Genomic DNA, 15,947 nt, shown 5'->3' with positions numbered 1-15,947 from the left:
GGACGCTTCGGCGGGTCTGGATCCCGGGTCCGCTTCGCGGCCCCGGGATGACGCCCGGGTGAGCCGAGCCTACCGCCCGCTGGGCGCCGCGCCGCTGCCGGTCGAGCCGTTGCCCGTGCTGCTGCCGGCCGGCGCGCCGGGGGCGCTGACGCGCGGGCCGGCGCCGGTGGAGCCGGTGTGTTCCATGGATCCGGCCCCCGTCCCGGTCCCGCCCACCGCGCCGGACTTGTTGACGTTGCCCTGATTGGCCCCGCCGGTCTGGGGTGCCTGAGCCAGCGCCGCGCCGGACGTGGCGAGCACCAGGGACGTGGCGAGGGCGAGGATGGTCTTCGGCATGAGGGCTCCTGATCCGTCGATGCGACGGTGCGCGGAGCCAACCCGGACGCTCGAGAATGGTTCGGTCACCCTCAGCGGGCGAGCGCTTCGCGCCACCGCGCCCAGGGCCAGGGCAGGGCTCCCCCGCCGGCCGCCGGGGCGATCGACACCGTCGCGGTCCGGCCGCTCACCAGCCGCGGATCCGCCGTTCCGCCGTCGAGGGTGATCCGCACCGGGATGCGCTGGGCGAGGCGCACCCACGAGAAGGTCGGGTTCACGTTCGCCAGGAGGTTGGTCGCGTCGCTGCGGCCGGTCTCGCCGATGCCGCCGGCGATGCTCGCCACGCGACCCATGAGCACGCCGTCCTCACCCATCAGCTGGACGGTGACCGGCGCGCCGACGCGGATCCGCGGCAGCTTGGTCTCCTCGAAATAGCCTTCGACCCGGACGGTGTCGCGGTCGATCAGCGCCATGACGCCGCGGCCGGTGGTGACGTAGGCGCCCGGCCGCAGCTCCATGTTGGTGATCCGGCCGTTGACCGAGGCCCGCACCGCGGAGCGCTCCAGGTTGAGCTTGGCGAGGTCGCGATCCGCCAGGGCCTGCTCGTAGGCGGCCTCGGCGGACAGATCGGCGGCCTTGGCGGCCTCGACCTTCTGCTGCGACACCGCTGCGTCGGAGAGCTTGCTGTAGCGGGCGTAGTCGGCCGCATTCTGCTCGGCGGTGGCCTTACGGCCCTGCACCATCGCCTCCGCCTGCCGCAGCCCGAGGCGGAACCGGTCCGGATCGATCCGGAACAGCACGTCGCCCTTCCGGACGACCTGGTTGTCCTCCACCAGCACCTCGGTGACGAGGCCGGACACGTCGGGCGCGACCGCCACAACGTCGGCGCGCACGCGCCCGTCGCGGGTCCAGGGGGCGTCCATGTAATAATCCCACAGGCCGAGGCCGACGATCAGCGCCGCGGCGACCATGCCGAGCGTGACCAGGAGGCGGCCGAGGACGGAGAACAGGGCGGTCATTGCAGGGTCCGATGGGCGAGGGTCACGACGCCGCCGAGCAGGACGACGTAGAGGGCGAGGTCGAAGAGCGGCCGGTGCCAGACGAGGCGGTAGAAGCCGGTCGCCGCGAGGAGGCGGCGGAGCGGCAGGCTGAGCGCGAAGGCGGCGGCCATCCAGAGCGCGAGGCCCGGCACGAACACGCCGTAGAGGTCGATCTCGCCCATCATGCCGCCATCTCCCGATCGTCCAGCGCCGGCGCCCCCCGGTAGGCCGGCGCGTCGGGGAAGAGCCCGCGGCGCAGGCCGGTCAGCCCGATCAGGGCGGCGCGCCGCTCCGGCGACGGGGCCGCGCCCGCGACGGCGTCGAGCGCGTCGTCCAGAGCCGCCAGGAGCGCCGTATCCGGCTGCCCGATCCGGCCGCGCAGCTGGCGCGCCGCCAGCGCGAGGACCCGGTCGACTTTGCTCCGGGGCGGGCCCGTCAGCCGTCGGCGCACCCGGCGGACCTCCACGAGGTTGATGCCCACCCGGACGTCGGCCAGCAGGTCGCCCACGGAGGCGGACATGTCCGCGGGCAGGCTCGCCAGCCGCGGCGCGATCAGGCCGACGCGGTCGAGCATCAGGGCCGCAAGTTCGAGGCCGTGGCCGGTGCCGCGCCCGGCCGCGGCGGCCGCGAGGCTCTGCCGGTTGATCCGCACGAGCCGCCGCGCGCTCCAGCCGGCGCCGACCGAGCGGATCAGCCGGGTCACCACCGCGCCGACCCACATGCCCACGACCGAGGCGATCACCCCGTTGGCGAAGGGCGCGAAGTCGCCGCTGTAGCCGTTCTGGAGCGCCAGCAGCGTCGCGCCGTTCAGCGCCGCGCCCATGCCCATCGGGGCGGTGCGCGGCTGCGTCATCATCAGGCCGCACAGGATCAGGGCCGGCGCCATCGCCAGGGCCAGCATCTCGAAGGAGGTGGCGAGCGGCAGCACCGCGAACAGGTAGAGCCCCGCGCCGAGGGCGCCGACGATCGCCGAGTTGGTGAAGCTCAGGATCTGCGGCGCCGGATCGTCCTGCGCGGCGAACAGGCAGCAGGCGACCGCGCCCATCATCGGCGCCGCGGAGCCGTCGGGCCAGCCGGTGCCGATCCAGATGGCGCAGCAGACCATCAGGCCCACGAACACCCCGAAGGCCGAGAACGCCGCCAGCCCGTGATCGCGGTGGCGGACGGACCGGACCCGGGCGGTGTAGGCGAAGGCGAGCGGCGCCCGCGGGTCCGCACCGTCAGCGAGCTGCTCGCGGAGCGCCCGCAGATCCTGGCGCAGGTCGATGACGTCCCGCAGACGCGCCGCGAGGCTCGCGAGCAGGAGCGTGCTCCAGTCCGGAGCCCGGCCGAGGGCCGGCTCGAACCCGTCGATCCGGCTGCGCAGCTGCGCAGCGCGATCCGGATCCCCCGCCCCACCCTCGGCCTCGTCGGCGAGCCAGGCGGCGAGGTCCGACAGGAAGGCCCGGACCCGCGCCGGCAGCACGCCGGCCCGCTCGAGGGCGGAGACGCGGTCCGCCACGGCGGCGACGATCGGCAGGACCATCAGCATGTGCTGCCGGAGCGGCGCGAAGGCCTCTGCGGCGCGCTCCGCACCCGTCGCCTCGTTGCGCAGGGCGAGGCCGAGGGCGTCGAGGCCGATCGCGTCCGAGGCGAGCCGCAGGCGCCGGCCCTGGCTCGGCGCGGCGGCCTCCGGCGCGCGGGCGGCCGCAAGGGCGCTCCGAATCCAGGCCCGGGCCTCCGCCGACCAGTGGTCCAGCCGCCCGACGATGAGCGGGGCCGCCGATTGCGGCAGGATCAGCGTGGCGGCGAGGCTGGCGCAGACGATCCCCAGGGAGATCTCCTCGGCCCGCGCGACCGCCGTGTCGAAGATCGCCCCGGGATCGTCGACGGCGGGGAAGCCGATCAGCGCGGCCGTGTACCCGGCGAGCATCGGCAGGTAGCTCGCGGGGGTGCGGTCGAGGAGCGAGACGTACAGGCAGAGGGCCACCCAGAGCGCCACCGCGAGGCTCAGCAGGATCGGCTCGTTGACGAGGTTCGGCACCAGCACGACGCTCACCGCCGCGCCGAGCACGGTGCCGCAGACCCGGTAGACGGCCTTCGAGCGCGTCGCGCCGGAGAGAACCTGGCTGGTGATGTAGACGGTGCCGAGCGCCCAGTACGGCCGCGGCAGGTCGATCCAGAGCGCGAGGAACAGGGCGAGCATCGCCGCCGCGTAGGTCTTCAGCGCGAAGGCCCAGTCGCGCCATCCGGGAAGGCTCACGATGCCGGCTCCAATTCGGGCTCGGCGGCCGCGCGGCCGTAGCGCTGAAGCGCCGCGAAGACCCGGAGGCTCGCCTCCAGATCCGCGCACGCGACCTCGGCGAAGACGCAGGCACGCAGGGTCGAGAGCTCGGCCTCGATCCGCTCGAAGACCTGCCGGCCGCGCGGGGTCAGGCCCAGCACCTTGGCGCGCCGGTCGGACGGATCCTCGCGGCGCACCACAAGCCCGGCGGCTGCGAGCTGGTCGATGAGGCGCACCAGCGACGGGCCTTCGATGCCGACGGCCTCCGCCAGGACGTTCTGGCGCGGCGCCTCGGCCATCCGGCCGATGATGATCAGCGGGTGCGCGGTGGCGTCGGACAGGCCATGCGCCTCCGCGACGGTGTTGGCGGCGCGACGCCAGTGGCGTCCGGTCGTCAGGAGGGCGTGGGTACAGGCCTGCTGCAGCTGTTCGCGCGTCTTCGGATCGTCGATGTCGGGCATGGCCAAATCCATCGCCGCGCGGATCCGCAGAGAGGCAGGATCAAACGGCTCGCGTGCTGATAGATAGCATCATATCAATTTGGATACGGAGACATCTCGCGTCATCAGGGTTGCAGGAGGTGAATGGGTCCGCTCCATGTTCCGGTGCGGAGCGCCCCCGGAATGCAGAGGGCGTCTGACCGCGCACCGTCATCCCGGGGCGGCGCAGCGGAGCCCGGGTTTCTGAGTCGCCGAGGCCGCAAGGTTCGGCTCCGCCTGCGGTTCTGGATTCCGGGCCCGCCTTCGGCGCCCCGGGATGACGGTGTGAGGGCCGTGCAGCCCCGCTCTCACGCCGGATGCGTGTTGTGGATCTGGTCGAAATCCAGGGACGCCGTGTCGATCACGATCTGCGTCCGGCTGATGACCTCGAGCTTGCGCAGGATCTCCGAGACATGGGCCTTCACGGTCGAGTCGCCGACCTGAAGCTCATGGGCGATCTGCTTGTTGAGCTTGCCCTGTCGGATCATCATCAGAACCCGCAATTGCTGCGGCGTCAGCCGCGCGATCCGCTCTGGCAGCGGCGCCTTCTTGCCCCGCGGCGCGGGCGCGCCGGCCTCAGCCAGCCCCGGCGGTAGGAACAGCCCCCCGCTCATCACCTCGGTGATCGCCCGGGTCAGCGTCGCCTTGTCCATGGCCTTCGGGACGAAGCCCGCCGCCCCGTGCTGCAGAGCCTCGTGGACGATGCGCGGATCCTCATGGCCGGAGACGATCAGGATCGGGATGCGCGGAAAGCTCGCCCGGATGGTGATCAGCCCGTCGAAGCCGGTCACGCCTCGCATGGACAGGTCGAGGAGCGTCAGGTCGATGCCGCGGTTGGCGGCCAGCACCGCGCAGGCCGCCTCGATCCCGTCGGCCTCGTGCAGGACCGCGTCCGGGTGCGCGAGGCGGATCGTGGCCGCCAGGGCATCGCGGAACAGCGGGTGGTCGTCGACGATCAGGAGATGCACGGAGACCTCGGTCCTTCGCGCGAGATCCTCACAGGATCGGCCGAATACGCGGGCAGGAAGTCCGAAGGTGATCGATGCGGCCCCGGGGCGCAAGCGCGTGTCGAGACGACCGCCCGCATCCCGAGGCCTGGGCGTCCCGACCCGTAAGGCCGACACGGTTTCGGTCGCGCGCCTTCAGCGCGACGCCACCGTCTCCGGCAGCTCGAACGCCCAGACGCTGCCGCCCTGGTCGATGCCCGCTGTGGACTTGGCGACCTCGGCATCCAGCGCGCGAAGGCCGGCCGCATCGCTGTCGTGGTCCTTGGGCGCGAACGCGGAAGGCGGCGCGTCGGCGCACATCCGGGCTGCGCCATCCGCTTCACCGACCGGGCCCGACGACGCAGCGGGACGGGGCGGCGCCCGCCGCACGGCGGTCGTCTTCCGTCGGGCGCACGTCGAGGATCGCAGGTGCACAATCATTCCAGGGCCGCGCAGCGGAGCCTGGGATCCGGAGCCGGCGGGGCTCCAAGATCCTGCGTCGGCTGCTTGTCTGGATTCCGGACTCGCCTCCGGCGCCCCGGAATGACGGGGCGAGAACAGGATCCGGCCACCGTCCCGCTCGCCGCTGGTTGCCCCGCATGTGCGGAACCTCACCCGAATGAGCCCCCCTCGGCTTGATTCCGAGCATGACGGTCTTCATGTTCAGAATACATGATGACCGTCATGTTCGACCATCGGAGATTGCCCATGTCAAGCAAGCCAGCCGTCCTCGTCACAGGCGCCTCGTCGGGAATCGGCGCCGTCTATGCCGACCGCTTCGCGCATCGCGGCCACGACCTCGTCCTGGTCGCCCGCGACGGCGAACGACTGAACGGCCTCGCCGAGCGCCTGCGCCGCGAGGCCGGCGTGACCGTCGACGTCGTGCAGGCGGATCTCACCCGGACGGACGATCTCGCCCGCGTCGAGGCGCGCCTGCGCGAGGATGCCCGGATCGGCGTGCTGGTGAACAATGCGGGAGCGGCGTTGTCCGGGCCCTTCGCCGAGCAGAGCCCGGATCAGACCGCCGCCCTCATCGGGCTCAACGTCACGGCGCTCACCCGGCTCGCCGGCGCGGTCGCGCCGCGCTTCGCCGCCGCCGGGACCGGCGCGATCATCAACATCGGCTCGGTGGTCGGCTTCGTCCCCGAATTCGGCATGGCGGTCTACGGGGCGACCAAGGCCTACGTGCAGTATCTCAGCCAGGCGCTCCATCTCGAGCTCGGGCCGAAGGGTGTCTACGTCCAGGCGGTCCTGCCCGCCGCGACCCGGACCGAGATCTGGGGCCGCTCCGGCATCGACGTGAACGCGCTCCCGGCCGTGATGGAGACGGGCGATCTGGTCGACGCCGCTCTGGTCGGGTTCGACCGCCGCGAAACGGTGACGATCCCGCCGCTGCCCGATGACGGCCAGTGGCGCAGGTTCGACGCGGCCCGGGCCGCGATGATCCCGAATCTCGGGCAGACCCGTCCGGCCGAGCGCTACCGCAACGCGGCCTGATCGCCGCGATCCCGGCTCGGGGGCCCGAGCCGGGTTCAGGCCTCGCGGCGCGCGTTCCAGAACACGAACTGGTCCTGGACGATGTCGCGGATCTCGCGCCGGTACGCCGTCCGGTAGAAATACTGGCCGAGCGGCAGGTACGGCACCTGGACCATGGAAGCGGCCTGCAGGTCACGGGCGATCCTCTGCCGCCCGGCCTCGTCCGGAGCCTCGATCCAGGCTTCCCGCAGGGTCTCGATCTCGGGGATGTCGGGCCAGCCGAAGAAGCCCTTCTGGCCGCCGCAGCGCAGGACCTGCTCGCCGACCGGGTTGGTCATGTCGAGACCGGTCCAGGTGGTGCTGAAGATGTTCCACCCGCCCTGGTCGGGCGGCGCCTTGCTGGCCCGGCGTGTCACCAGCGTGCCCCAGTCGGAGACGACGTACTGCACGTTCATCCCGAGGCGCCGGAGCAGGTCGTGCATCACCTCGCCCAGCGCGCCGAGCACGGGGTTGTCGCTCGCCGACATCAGCACGATGCGCTCGCCCTTGTAGCCGGCGGCGATCAGGTTCTTCTTCGCCTGCTCCAGGTCGCGCTTGCGCGTCAGGACATCGAGGCCGGCATCGCTGGCCATGGACGTCCCGGGCGTGAAGATCCCGACGCCGGTGCGCCGGAGCTTCTCGTCGTCGCCCGCGGCGGCGGCCATGAAATCCTCCTGCGTCAGGGCTTCGAGGATGACCCGCCGGACCGCCGGCTTGTCGAAGGGCGGATGGAGGTGGTTCATCACGGCGGTGCCGAGATTGCCGAGGCGTCCGGCGAGCTGCGTCACGATCTGCGGGTGGCCCTGCAGGGTCGGCAGCAGATCGTTGATCGGGTTCTCCCACCAATCGACCTCGCCGTTCTGGAGCGCGGCGGCGGCGGTGCCGGGATCGGGCATGACCTGCCACTCGACCCGCTCGAAATGCACCCGCTTCGGTCCCGCGGCCCAGGAGACCGTGCCGCTCTCGCGCGGCCGGTAATCCGGATTGCGATCGTAGACGACCCGGGCGCCGACCAGCCGCTCCCTGGCGTTGAACCGGAACGGGCCGGACCCGATCACCTCCGGGATCTGCTGCGCCGGGTCCGTGGCGGCCAGGCGCTCGGGCATGATCACCAGAACGGGCGGCCCGAGCTTGGCCAGGGTCTCGAGCATCAGCCCGTAGGGCCGCTTGAGGCGGATGACGAAGCTGCGGTCGTCCGGCGCGCTCATGGCGTCGGTGCGGGCGATCAGCGCCTGGCCGAGGCTGTCGCGCTGTGCCCAGCGCCGGATCGACGCGATGCAGTCGCGGCCCCGGACCGGCTCGCCGTCGTGGAATTTCAGGCCGTCGCGCAGTCGGAAGGTCCAGAGCGTTCCGTCCGCCTCGACAGTGTGCCCCTCGACCATCTGGGGCTGCGGCTTCAGCTGGGCGTCGAGGCCGTAGAGCTGGTCGAACACCATCAGCGCGTGGTGGCGGGTGATGTAGGCGGTGGTCGTGACCGGATCGACGATCGTGAGATCGGATTGCGGGACGTAGCGCAGGACGCTGGCCCGCGCGGTCTGGGCGAGCGCGGGGCGCGCCGGCAGGAACGGCAGGGTACCCGCCGCGGCGGAACCGCTGAGAAAGGAACGTCGCAGCATGGTCTCGACTCCGGTTTAGGCCCGCGCCGCAGGTCTGTTCGGGCCGGCGCGATCTGGCCGTCCGGACAGGGCGCGGGCCTCGTGAGGATGCCCGGCCGCAAGAGATGAGCCCCGGCCCATGCCTGCGGCGCAGACCGTGCATTCAGAATACAAGGGATTAAATCCCGCGAGCGACAGGAGAGCGCATGTGACCGAAGCGATGCAGCCGTATTGGCCGACGGAAGCCTGGGAGGACGCGGATCCCGGCGCGGCCGGATTCGACACCGGGCGGCTCGCGGAGGCGGTCGCCTACGCCGAGGCCAACGAGAGCCCGTGGCCGCGCAGCCTGTACTATCCCGACGGGCGCTATGTCGGGATCGTGGAGTGGAATGAGCGCGGGCCCTGGAGCGACATCGCCGGCCCTGTGCGGGCGCGGGGCGGGCCGGCCGGCGTGATCCTGAAGGGCGGTCGGCGCGTCGCCGCCTGGGGCGACACGCGCCGGCCGGACATGACCTTCTCGATCGCCAAGAGCTATCTGGCCGTCCTGGCCGGCCTCGCCCACGATGACGGGCTGATCCCCGACGTGGACGCGCCCGTGCGGGACAGCGTGCCGGACCCGCTCCTCGACGGACCGCAGAACGGCGCGATCACGTGGCGGCACCTGCTGCAGCAATCGAGCGAGTGGGAGGGCACCCTGTTCGGCAAGTCCGACCAGGTCGATCACCATCGCCAGATCGGCCCGGGGGCCGACAACAGCCGCAAGGGCGAGAGGCGGCTCTTGCGCCCCCCGGGCACGCATTACGAGTACAACGACGTCCGGGTGAACCTGCTGTCCTACTGCCTGATGCGCCGCTTCGGCCGCGGCCTGGCGGAAGTACTGCGCGAGCGGATCCTGGACCCGATCGGCGCGTCGCAAAACTGGGCGTGGCACGGCTACGACAACGCCTGGGTCGAGATCGACGGGGCCCGGGTCCAGTCCGTGCCGGGGGGCGGACATTGGGGCGGCGGCCTGTTCATCGGCGCCGACGACCACGCCCGCTTCGGGCTCCTCATCGCCCGCGGCGGAGACTGGAACGGACGCCGGATCCTGTCGGAAGGCTGGATCCGCGCCATGCTGACGCCGTCGCCGACCCTCGACAGCTACGGCTATCTCTGGTGGCTGAACCGCGGCGCGGCCGCCAAGCCGCAGCTGCCCGCCGCGGCCTTCAGCGCCCTCGGGGCCGGCAACAACGTCATCTGGTGCGATCCGGACCGCGACGTGGTCGCGGTCCTGCGCTGGATCGACAAGGCCGCCCTTGAGGGCTTCCTGCTCCGCCTCGTGGCGGCGCTGCGGGATTAGGCCTTCGCCAGCGCCGCGATGGTCTCGGCCATCGCGTGCGCCCTCGGGACGAGCGTCGCGACGTCCAGATACTCCTCGGGGGAATGCGCTTTCCCGCCGACCGGTCCGACGGCGCAGAGCGTCGGGCAGCCGACGCTGGCGGTGAAGCCGGAATCCGCGCAGCCGCCGGCGAATTCACCCGCGACCGGCGTGCCCTGCTGCGCGCTGACCCGCGCGTAGGTCTCGAACAGCGCCCGCGAGGCCTCGTCCTGCACCAGCGGCAGGAACTCGCCCTTGATGGCCAGGTGCGCGGTCGTGCCCGGCACGGTCGAGTCCGCCACGATCGCGGCGATCCGGTCCATGGCCGCCACGCGGTCCGGCGGGGTCACGTAGCGCAGGTCGATCTCGCAGGTCGCCCGCGGGGCCACGGTGTTCACCGATTGCCCGCCCGCGATCAGCCCGACATTCACCGTCGTGCCGCGCTCGAGATCGGTGACCGCGTGGAACGCCACGGTCTTGTGCGCGAGTTCCAGGATGGCGCTGCGCCCATCGGCATAGTTGCCGCCGGAATGGGCCGCCTTGCCGCGAACCTCGAGGACCATGAACACGCCGCCCTTGCGGCCCGTGACGACGTTTCCGGTCGGGCGGCCGGGCTCGGAATTCAGCACCGCCCGGGCGCCGCGCGCGGTTTCCTCGATGATCGGTCGGCAGGCCGGCGAGCCGATCTCCTCGTCGCTGGTGAACAGGCCGACGAGCGGCACCGGGGCGCCGGCCCGGTGGAAGGCCGCGAGCACGAAGGCATTCATCACGAGCCCCGCTTTCATGTCGGCGACGCCCGCCCCGTAGGCGCGGCCCTCCGCGATCCGGAACGGGCGTTGCGCCACCTCGCCCTTCGGGAACACCGTGTCGCGATGGCCCATCAGCACCACCGGCCGGTTGCCGCCGCCGGACCCGGCGACATGGGCCTTCAGCGCGTCGCCGTAGCCCTCCACCGGGACCGTCGTGACCGGGATGCCGTGGCCGGCAAGAAATTCAGCGATGCGGGCGCCGACCGCATCGACGCCCGGCTTGTCGTAGGAGCCGGAATCGATGTTCACGAGCTCTTCGAGGAGGGCCAGCATGGCGCCCTCCTGGGTATCGAGCCAGCGGACGGCGTCGGTCTCACGTGCGGTCATAGGCTTCCTCGTACCGGGCCGAGCGGAAGTACGGGCTCAACCGCCCTTGCGCCGTGAACCTGCATACAAAATGCACGCCTATTCCACGGTGACGGATTTGGCGAGGTTTCTGGGCTGGTCGACGTCTTTGCCCATGACCACGGCGGTGTGGTAGGCGAGCAGCTGGATCGGCACCGCGTAGACGATCGGCGCCACGGTCGCGTCGAGCGCCGGCATCGTGACCGTCGCCAGGGTCTCCAGACCGTGCGCGGCCGCCCCTTGCGCGTCCCCGATCAGCACGATCCGCCCGCCGCGCGCCGCCACCTCCTGCATGTTCGACACCGTCTTGTCGAACACCCCGTCATGCGGCGCGATCACGATCACCGGCACGGCCGCGTCGATCAGCGCGATCGGGCCGTGCTTCAGCTCCCCCGCCGCGTAGCCCTCCGCGTGGATGTAGCTGATCTCCTTCAGCTTCAGCGCGCCCTCCAGCGCCATCGGGTAGCTCGTGCCCCGGCCGAGATACAGAACGTCCCGCGCCTGCGCGACCTCCCGGGCCAGGCCGGCGATCGCCGCCTCCTGGGCCAGCGCCTCCGCCATCAGGCCCGGCGCCCGGATCAGCGCCTCCACCAGCCGCGCCTCGCCCGCCGCGTCCAGCGTGCCCCGCGCCCGCCCCGCCGCGATCGCCAGGCACAAGAGAACCGTCAGCTGGCACGAGAACGCCTTCGTCGAGGCCACCCCGATCTCCGGACCCGCCAGCGTCGGCATCACCACGGACGATTCCCGCGCGATCGTCGAGCTCGGCACGTTGACCACGCTCAAGGTGTGCTGGCCCTGGCTCTTGGCGTAGCGCAGCGAGGCCAGCGTGTCGGCGGTCTCGCCCGATTGCGAGATCACCAGCGTCAGCCCGTCCCGCTCCAGCGGCGCCTCGCGGTAGCGCGCCTCGGAGGCGACGTCGATCTCCACCGGCAGCCGCGCCAGCTGCTCGAACCAGTAGCGCGCCACCAGGCCGGCATAATACGCCGTGCCGCAGGCCGTGATGGACAGCCGGCCGAGCCTGGCGAAGTCGAACGGCAGCGCCGCGGGCAGCACCACCCGGCCGTTGGCCAGGTCGACGTAATGGGCCAGCGTGCGCCCGACCACCTCGGGCTGCTCGTGGATCTCCTTGGCCATGAAGTGGCGGTAGGCGCCCTTGTCGACCCGGTAGGCCTGCGGGGCGATCGTCTGGCGCGGGCGCGCCACCGTGGCCCCGGACGCGTCGCGGATCTCGGCGCCGTCGCGGGTCAGGATCGCCCAGTCGCCCTCGTCGAGATAGGTGATCGCGTCGGTGAAGGGCGCCAGCGCCAGGGCGTCGGAGCCGAGATAGGTCTCGCCCGCGCCGAAGCCGATCGCCAGCGGCGCGCCGTGGCGGGCGCCGATCAGCAGGTTGTCGGCGCCGGCGAAGATGAAGGCGAGCGCGAAGGCGCCGCGCAGCCGCGGCAGGGCGGCCTCGACCGCCTCGACCGGCCCCAGGCCCCGGTCGATGCTGCGGCTGACCAGCTGGGCGACGACCTCGGTGTCGGTCTCGGTCTCGAACACGACGCCGTCGGCCTCGAGCTCGGCCTTGAGCGCGCGGAAGTTCTCGATGATGCCGTTGTGGACCACCGCCAGGTGGGCGGTGGCGTGCGGGTGGGCGTTGGTCTCGTTGGGCCGGCCGTGGGTGGCCCAGCGGGTGTGGCCGATGCCGATCGTGCCGGTGAGCGGCTCCTGCGCGAGCCGGGCCTCGAGGTTGGCGAGCTTGCCGGCGGCGCGGCGGCGCGCCAGCCGGCCGTGCTCGAGGGTGGCCAGGCCGGCGGAATCGTAGCCGCGGTATTCGAGCCGGCGCAGGGCCTCGATCACCTGCCCCGCCACCGCGTCGCGCCCGACGATGCCGACGATGCCGCACATGGATGTGTCTCTCGCTCTCGCGCCCGGAGCGCCGCAAACCCGCCGCATGCGGGCCGCACCCGGCCCCCACACGGGCCCGGCCCGCCCCGCCCCGCGCAGGCTCACGCGAGGCTTCTACCGGATCCGCCCCGAAAAGGGCCAGCCCCGAATGCCCGCGGGCGTGACCTTAGGTTCGTCAGGCGGTCTTGCCGCGCTGGGCCTTCTCGGCCTGCAGGGTGGCGCGCTTCTCCTTCGCCCAGCCGGGCTTCACGGCCTGCCGGCCGCGCGCGACCGCCATGGCCTCCGCCGGCACGTCGTCGGTGATCACCGAACCCGAGGCGACGTAGGCCCCCTCCCCCACCGTGACCGGCGCCACGAGCGCCGAGTTCGAGCCGATGAAGGCGCCGGCGCCGATCATGGTCCGGTGCTTGAGCACGCCGTCATAATTGCAGGTGATCGTGCCGGCCCCGATATTCGCCTTCGCGCCGATCTCCGCGTCGCCGAGGTAGGTGAGGTGCGCGGCCTTGGCGCCCGCGCCCATATGGGCGTTCTTCAGCTCGACGAAGTTGCCGAGCTCGGCGCCGGTCTCCAGCACGGCGTGGCCGCGAAGGCGGACGAACGGACCGATCCGGACATCCGCCTCGAGCCGCGTGTCCGCGAGATGCGCGAAGGCCCGCACGGTGCAGCCGTCCCCGACGCGCACCCCCGGCCCGAACACCACGTTCGGCTCGACGATGACGTCGCGTCCGAGCACGGTGTCGTGGCTGAGGAAGACGGTCTCGGGGGCGACCAGGGTGGCGCCGCCCAGCATGGCGCTGCGGCGCAGCCGGGCCTGGATCGCCGCCTCCGCGACGCTGAGCTGCGCCCGATCATTGACGCCTTGGGCTTCCGCCTCGTCCACCGGCACGACGGTGACCGCGAGCCCGTCGGCCACCGCGAGCGCCACGGCATCGGGCAGGTAATACTCGCCGGCGGCGTTGTCGTTGCCGATGCGGGTGAGCAGCGCCAGGGCATGGTGACCCGACAGCGCCATCAACCCGGCATTGCAGAGCGTCACCGCCCGCTCGGCCTGGCTGGCGTCCTTCTCCTCGCGGATCGCCACGACGCGGCTGCCCTCGGTCAGCACCCGACCATATCCGGCGGGTGTCGCGGACTCGAAGGCCAGGACCGCGACCGCCGCGCCGTCGGCCAGTGGCGCCCGCAACCGAAGGAACGTCTCGGCGGTGATCAGCGGCGTGTCGCCGAAGGCGATGACCACGTCGTCATCCGGATCGGCCAGCACGTCCCGCGCCGCCAGAACCGCGTGGGCGGTGCCCAGCCGCTCGGCCTGCGGGAAGACCTGCGCGCCGGGCGCCTGCCGGGCGATCTCGGCCGCGACGTCGTCGCGGCCGGGCTCGGCCACCACGGCGATCCGGCCGGCGCCCGCCGCCTGCACGGCGGCCAGCACGTGGCCGAGCATGCTGCGACCGGCGATCCGATGCAGCACCTTCGGCAGGTCCGAGCGCATGCGCGTGCCCTTCCCGGCCGCCAGCACGATGGCGGTGAGGCTGCGCAGGGGTGTTCCGGTTGCGGTCATGGCTGTCCAGGCGTCGTCATTCGGCGCCACGGATGGGCCGGACGGCGGTTTCGCGCAAGCCCGGCCGTTCGCTCAGCGCAGAGCCAGGGCGGCGTGATGGGCGGAGCCGTGGGCGAAATGCTCGCGGCGGCGCTCGATCGAACTCGGGATCCGCAGCGATTCCCGGTACTTCGCCACCGTGCGCCGGGCGATGTCGACGCCCTCGCTCCGCAACTTCTGCACCAGCGCGTCGTCCGAGAGCACGTCCGCCGGCGTCTCGCCGTCGACGAGCTGCTTGATGCGGTGGCGCACGGCCTCCGAGGAATGCGCCGCCATGCCGGCCGCGCCGGGGATCGCCGCGGTGAAGAAGTACTTCATCTCCAGGGTGCCGCGGCTCGTGCCGATCGCCTTGTTGGAGGTGACGCGCGACACCGTCGATTCGTGCATCCCGATCGCTTCCGCCACCGTCTTCAGGTTGAGCGGGCGCAGATGCGTGACACCGTGGACGAAGAACCCGTCCTGCTGACGCACGATCTCGGTGGCGACCTTGAGGATGGTGCGGGCGCGCTGCTCCAGGGAGCGGGTCAGCCAGTTGGCGTTCTGCAGGGCCTCCGACAGGAAGGCCTTGTCGCCCTCCGCCGAGGCGCCGCGCACCACCCGGGCGTAGTAGCTCTGATTCACCAGCACCCGCGGCAGGGCCTCGCCGTTGAGCTCGACCAGCCACGACCCGTCGGGGGCGGCGCGCACGAACACGTCGGGGATCAGCACTTCGACCGCGCTCGACCCGAAGGCGCGGCCCGGCTTGGGGTCGAGGCGGCGGATCTCGCCCAGCATGTCGACGAGATCCTCGTCATCGACGCCGCAGAGGCGGCGCAGGGCCGCGAAATCGCGCTTGGCGATGAGGTCGAGACGGGAGACCAGGGCCTGCATGGCCGGATCGAACCGGTCGCGCTCGCGCAGCTGGATCGCGAGGCATTCCGCGAGATCCCGGGCCGCGATACCGGGCGGATCGAAGCTCTGCACCACCGACAGCATCCGCGTCACCAGAGCCGGGTCGGCCCCGAGACGCTCGGCCACGCCCTCGACGCCTTCGCGCAGGTAGCCGGCCTCATCGACGGCGTCGATCAGGAAGCCGCCGATCAGGCGCTCGGCGGGATCGCGCGTCGCCAGGTCGAGCTGGCTCGCGAGATGGTCGCGCAGCGACGTCTCGGCCGTCAGGGTGGCCTCGAAATCCGGCGCCTCGCCGTCGAAGCTGCCGCCGCTGCTGCCGTAGGGCGGCGGGGTCAGCGAGAGCATGTCGCCGCCGCCCGCCTCGCGTGCCTGAACCGGCGTCTCGTCGGGGAAGACGTTGTCGAGCGGCGTGTCGAAGTCGCCCTCGATCTCGCCGCGGCTCGCATTCAGTTCCGTGGAGAGCCACGAATCCGGCTCCGGCGCCTCGAAGCCGTCGGCCTGTGACTCGTCCTGGTGAGTGGTGGGTTCGCTGGTCTCGCCCGCAGCCGGCAACTCGGGCTCGGCGCGCTCGAGGAGTGGATTCCGCTCCAGCTCGGCCTCGACGTAGGCCGCAAGGTCGAGCTGCGAGAGTTGAAGGAGCTTGATCGCTTGCAGGAGCTGCGGCGTCATTACCAGGGCTTGGCCCTGACGCACTTCCAGCCGTTGCACCAAACTCATGCGAGGCCCCGATGCCCTTCCAGCGCGGTTCACCAGCCGAAGCATCGTCGCTTGCGGCATGGTTCTTGCTTATTCGTCTCCGCCGTCTGTAGACCCATGGAAAGCGCACGTCAAAGCTCGCCGACGTGCTTGGGTGTTGGCAAGTGCCGACCGT

The 15,947-nt window shown here is 71.9% G+C and carries 14 protein-coding genes; 2 read left to right on the top strand and 12 right to left on the bottom strand.

Going from position 1 to position 15,947, the window contains the following annotated elements:
• Nucleotides 1-69: 69 nt before the first annotated feature.
• The 7 genes from JOE48_RS24810 to JOE48_RS24780 all read right to left on the bottom strand — a co-directional run bounded on the left by JOE48_RS24810 (nt 70) and on the right by JOE48_RS24780 (nt 5,404).
• Complete coding sequence (locus JOE48_RS24810; protein WP_210033712.1) at nt 70-336, bottom strand: hypothetical protein; 267 nt, start codon at nt 334-336, stop codon at nt 70-72.
• Between the two features lie 71 nt (nt 337-407).
• On the bottom strand, nt 408-1,334 hold the full coding sequence (locus tag JOE48_RS24805; RefSeq protein WP_210033711.1) for an HlyD family secretion protein: 927 nt from the start codon (nt 1,332-1,334) through the stop codon (nt 408-410).
• On the bottom strand, nt 1,331-1,540 hold the full coding sequence (locus JOE48_RS24800) for a DUF1656 domain-containing protein (RefSeq protein WP_210033710.1): 210 nt from the start codon (nt 1,538-1,540) through the stop codon (nt 1,331-1,333). The genes JOE48_RS24805 and JOE48_RS24800 overlap by 4 nt, the downstream gene beginning before the upstream one ends.
• Complete coding sequence (locus tag JOE48_RS24795; RefSeq protein WP_210033709.1) at nt 1,537-3,597, bottom strand: FUSC family protein; 2,061 nt, start codon at nt 3,595-3,597, stop codon at nt 1,537-1,539. The genes JOE48_RS24800 and JOE48_RS24795 overlap by 4 nt, the downstream gene beginning before the upstream one ends.
• On the bottom strand, nt 3,594-4,079 hold the full coding sequence (locus JOE48_RS24790; protein ID WP_210033708.1) for a MarR family winged helix-turn-helix transcriptional regulator: 486 nt from the start codon (nt 4,077-4,079) through the stop codon (nt 3,594-3,596). The genes JOE48_RS24795 and JOE48_RS24790 overlap by 4 nt, the downstream gene beginning before the upstream one ends.
• A gap of 326 nt (nt 4,080-4,405) precedes the next feature.
• On the bottom strand, nt 4,406-5,065 hold the full coding sequence (locus JOE48_RS24785) for a response regulator transcription factor (protein ID WP_210033707.1): 660 nt from the start codon (nt 5,063-5,065) through the stop codon (nt 4,406-4,408).
• A 174-nt stretch (nt 5,066-5,239) separates the two neighbouring features.
• Nucleotides 5,240-5,404, bottom strand: a complete 165-nt coding sequence (locus tag JOE48_RS24780) for a hypothetical protein (RefSeq protein WP_210033705.1) — start codon at nt 5,402-5,404, stop codon at nt 5,240-5,242.
• A 387-nt stretch (nt 5,405-5,791) separates the two neighbouring features.
• Here JOE48_RS24780 and JOE48_RS24775 point away from each other — a divergent pair, with 387 nt between their 5' ends.
• Nucleotides 5,792-6,580, top strand: a complete 789-nt coding sequence (locus tag JOE48_RS24775) for an SDR family oxidoreductase (RefSeq protein ID WP_210033697.1) — start codon at nt 5,792-5,794, stop codon at nt 6,578-6,580.
• A gap of 35 nt (nt 6,581-6,615) precedes the next feature.
• Here the strand turns inward: JOE48_RS24775 and JOE48_RS24770 are convergent, their stop codons facing one another.
• A complete protein-coding gene (locus JOE48_RS24770) occupies nt 6,616-8,214 on the bottom strand; it encodes an ABC transporter substrate-binding protein (protein ID WP_210033696.1) in 1,599 nt (532 codons plus the stop codon).
• Between the two features lie 187 nt (nt 8,215-8,401).
• On the opposite strand from JOE48_RS24770, the gene JOE48_RS24765 reads away from it, so the two are divergent.
• The gene (locus JOE48_RS24765) at nt 8,402-9,532 is read left to right on the top strand and encodes a serine hydrolase domain-containing protein (protein WP_210033695.1); all 1,131 of its coding nucleotides are present in this window, start codon (nt 8,402-8,404) and stop codon (nt 9,530-9,532) included.
• Here the strand turns inward: JOE48_RS24765 and JOE48_RS24760 are convergent.
• The 4 genes from JOE48_RS24760 to rpoN form a co-directional block, all read right to left on the bottom strand.
• Nucleotides 9,529-10,686 (bottom strand): M20 family metallopeptidase, encoded by a 1,158-nt coding sequence (locus JOE48_RS24760; RefSeq protein WP_210033694.1) that lies wholly within the window; start codon nt 10,684-10,686, stop codon nt 9,529-9,531. The two genes, JOE48_RS24765 and JOE48_RS24760, sit on opposite strands and share 4 nt — an antisense overlap.
• Before the next feature lie 78 nt (nt 10,687-10,764).
• Nucleotides 10,765-12,591, bottom strand: a complete 1,827-nt coding sequence (gene glmS / locus JOE48_RS24755; RefSeq protein WP_210026056.1) for a glutamine--fructose-6-phosphate transaminase (isomerizing) — start codon at nt 12,589-12,591, stop codon at nt 10,765-10,767.
• 175 nt (nt 12,592-12,766) lie between these two features.
• Nucleotides 12,767-14,146 (bottom strand): bifunctional UDP-N-acetylglucosamine diphosphorylase/glucosamine-1-phosphate N-acetyltransferase GlmU, encoded by a 1,380-nt coding sequence (gene glmU / locus JOE48_RS24750; RefSeq protein WP_210033692.1) that lies wholly within the window; start codon nt 14,144-14,146, stop codon nt 12,767-12,769.
• Between the two features lie 72 nt (nt 14,147-14,218).
• Nucleotides 14,219-15,793 (bottom strand): RNA polymerase factor sigma-54, encoded by a 1,575-nt coding sequence (gene rpoN, locus JOE48_RS24745; protein WP_210033690.1) that lies wholly within the window; start codon nt 15,791-15,793, stop codon nt 14,219-14,221.
• Nucleotides 15,794-15,947 lie beyond the last annotated feature (154 nt).

This window comes from Methylobacterium sp. PvR107 (assembly GCF_017833295.1).
GTDB lineage: Bacteria > Pseudomonadota > Alphaproteobacteria > Rhizobiales > Beijerinckiaceae > Methylobacterium.
Note: the sequence above shows the minus strand (reverse complement) of the source record. Positions and strands in the feature narration are given on the sequence as shown.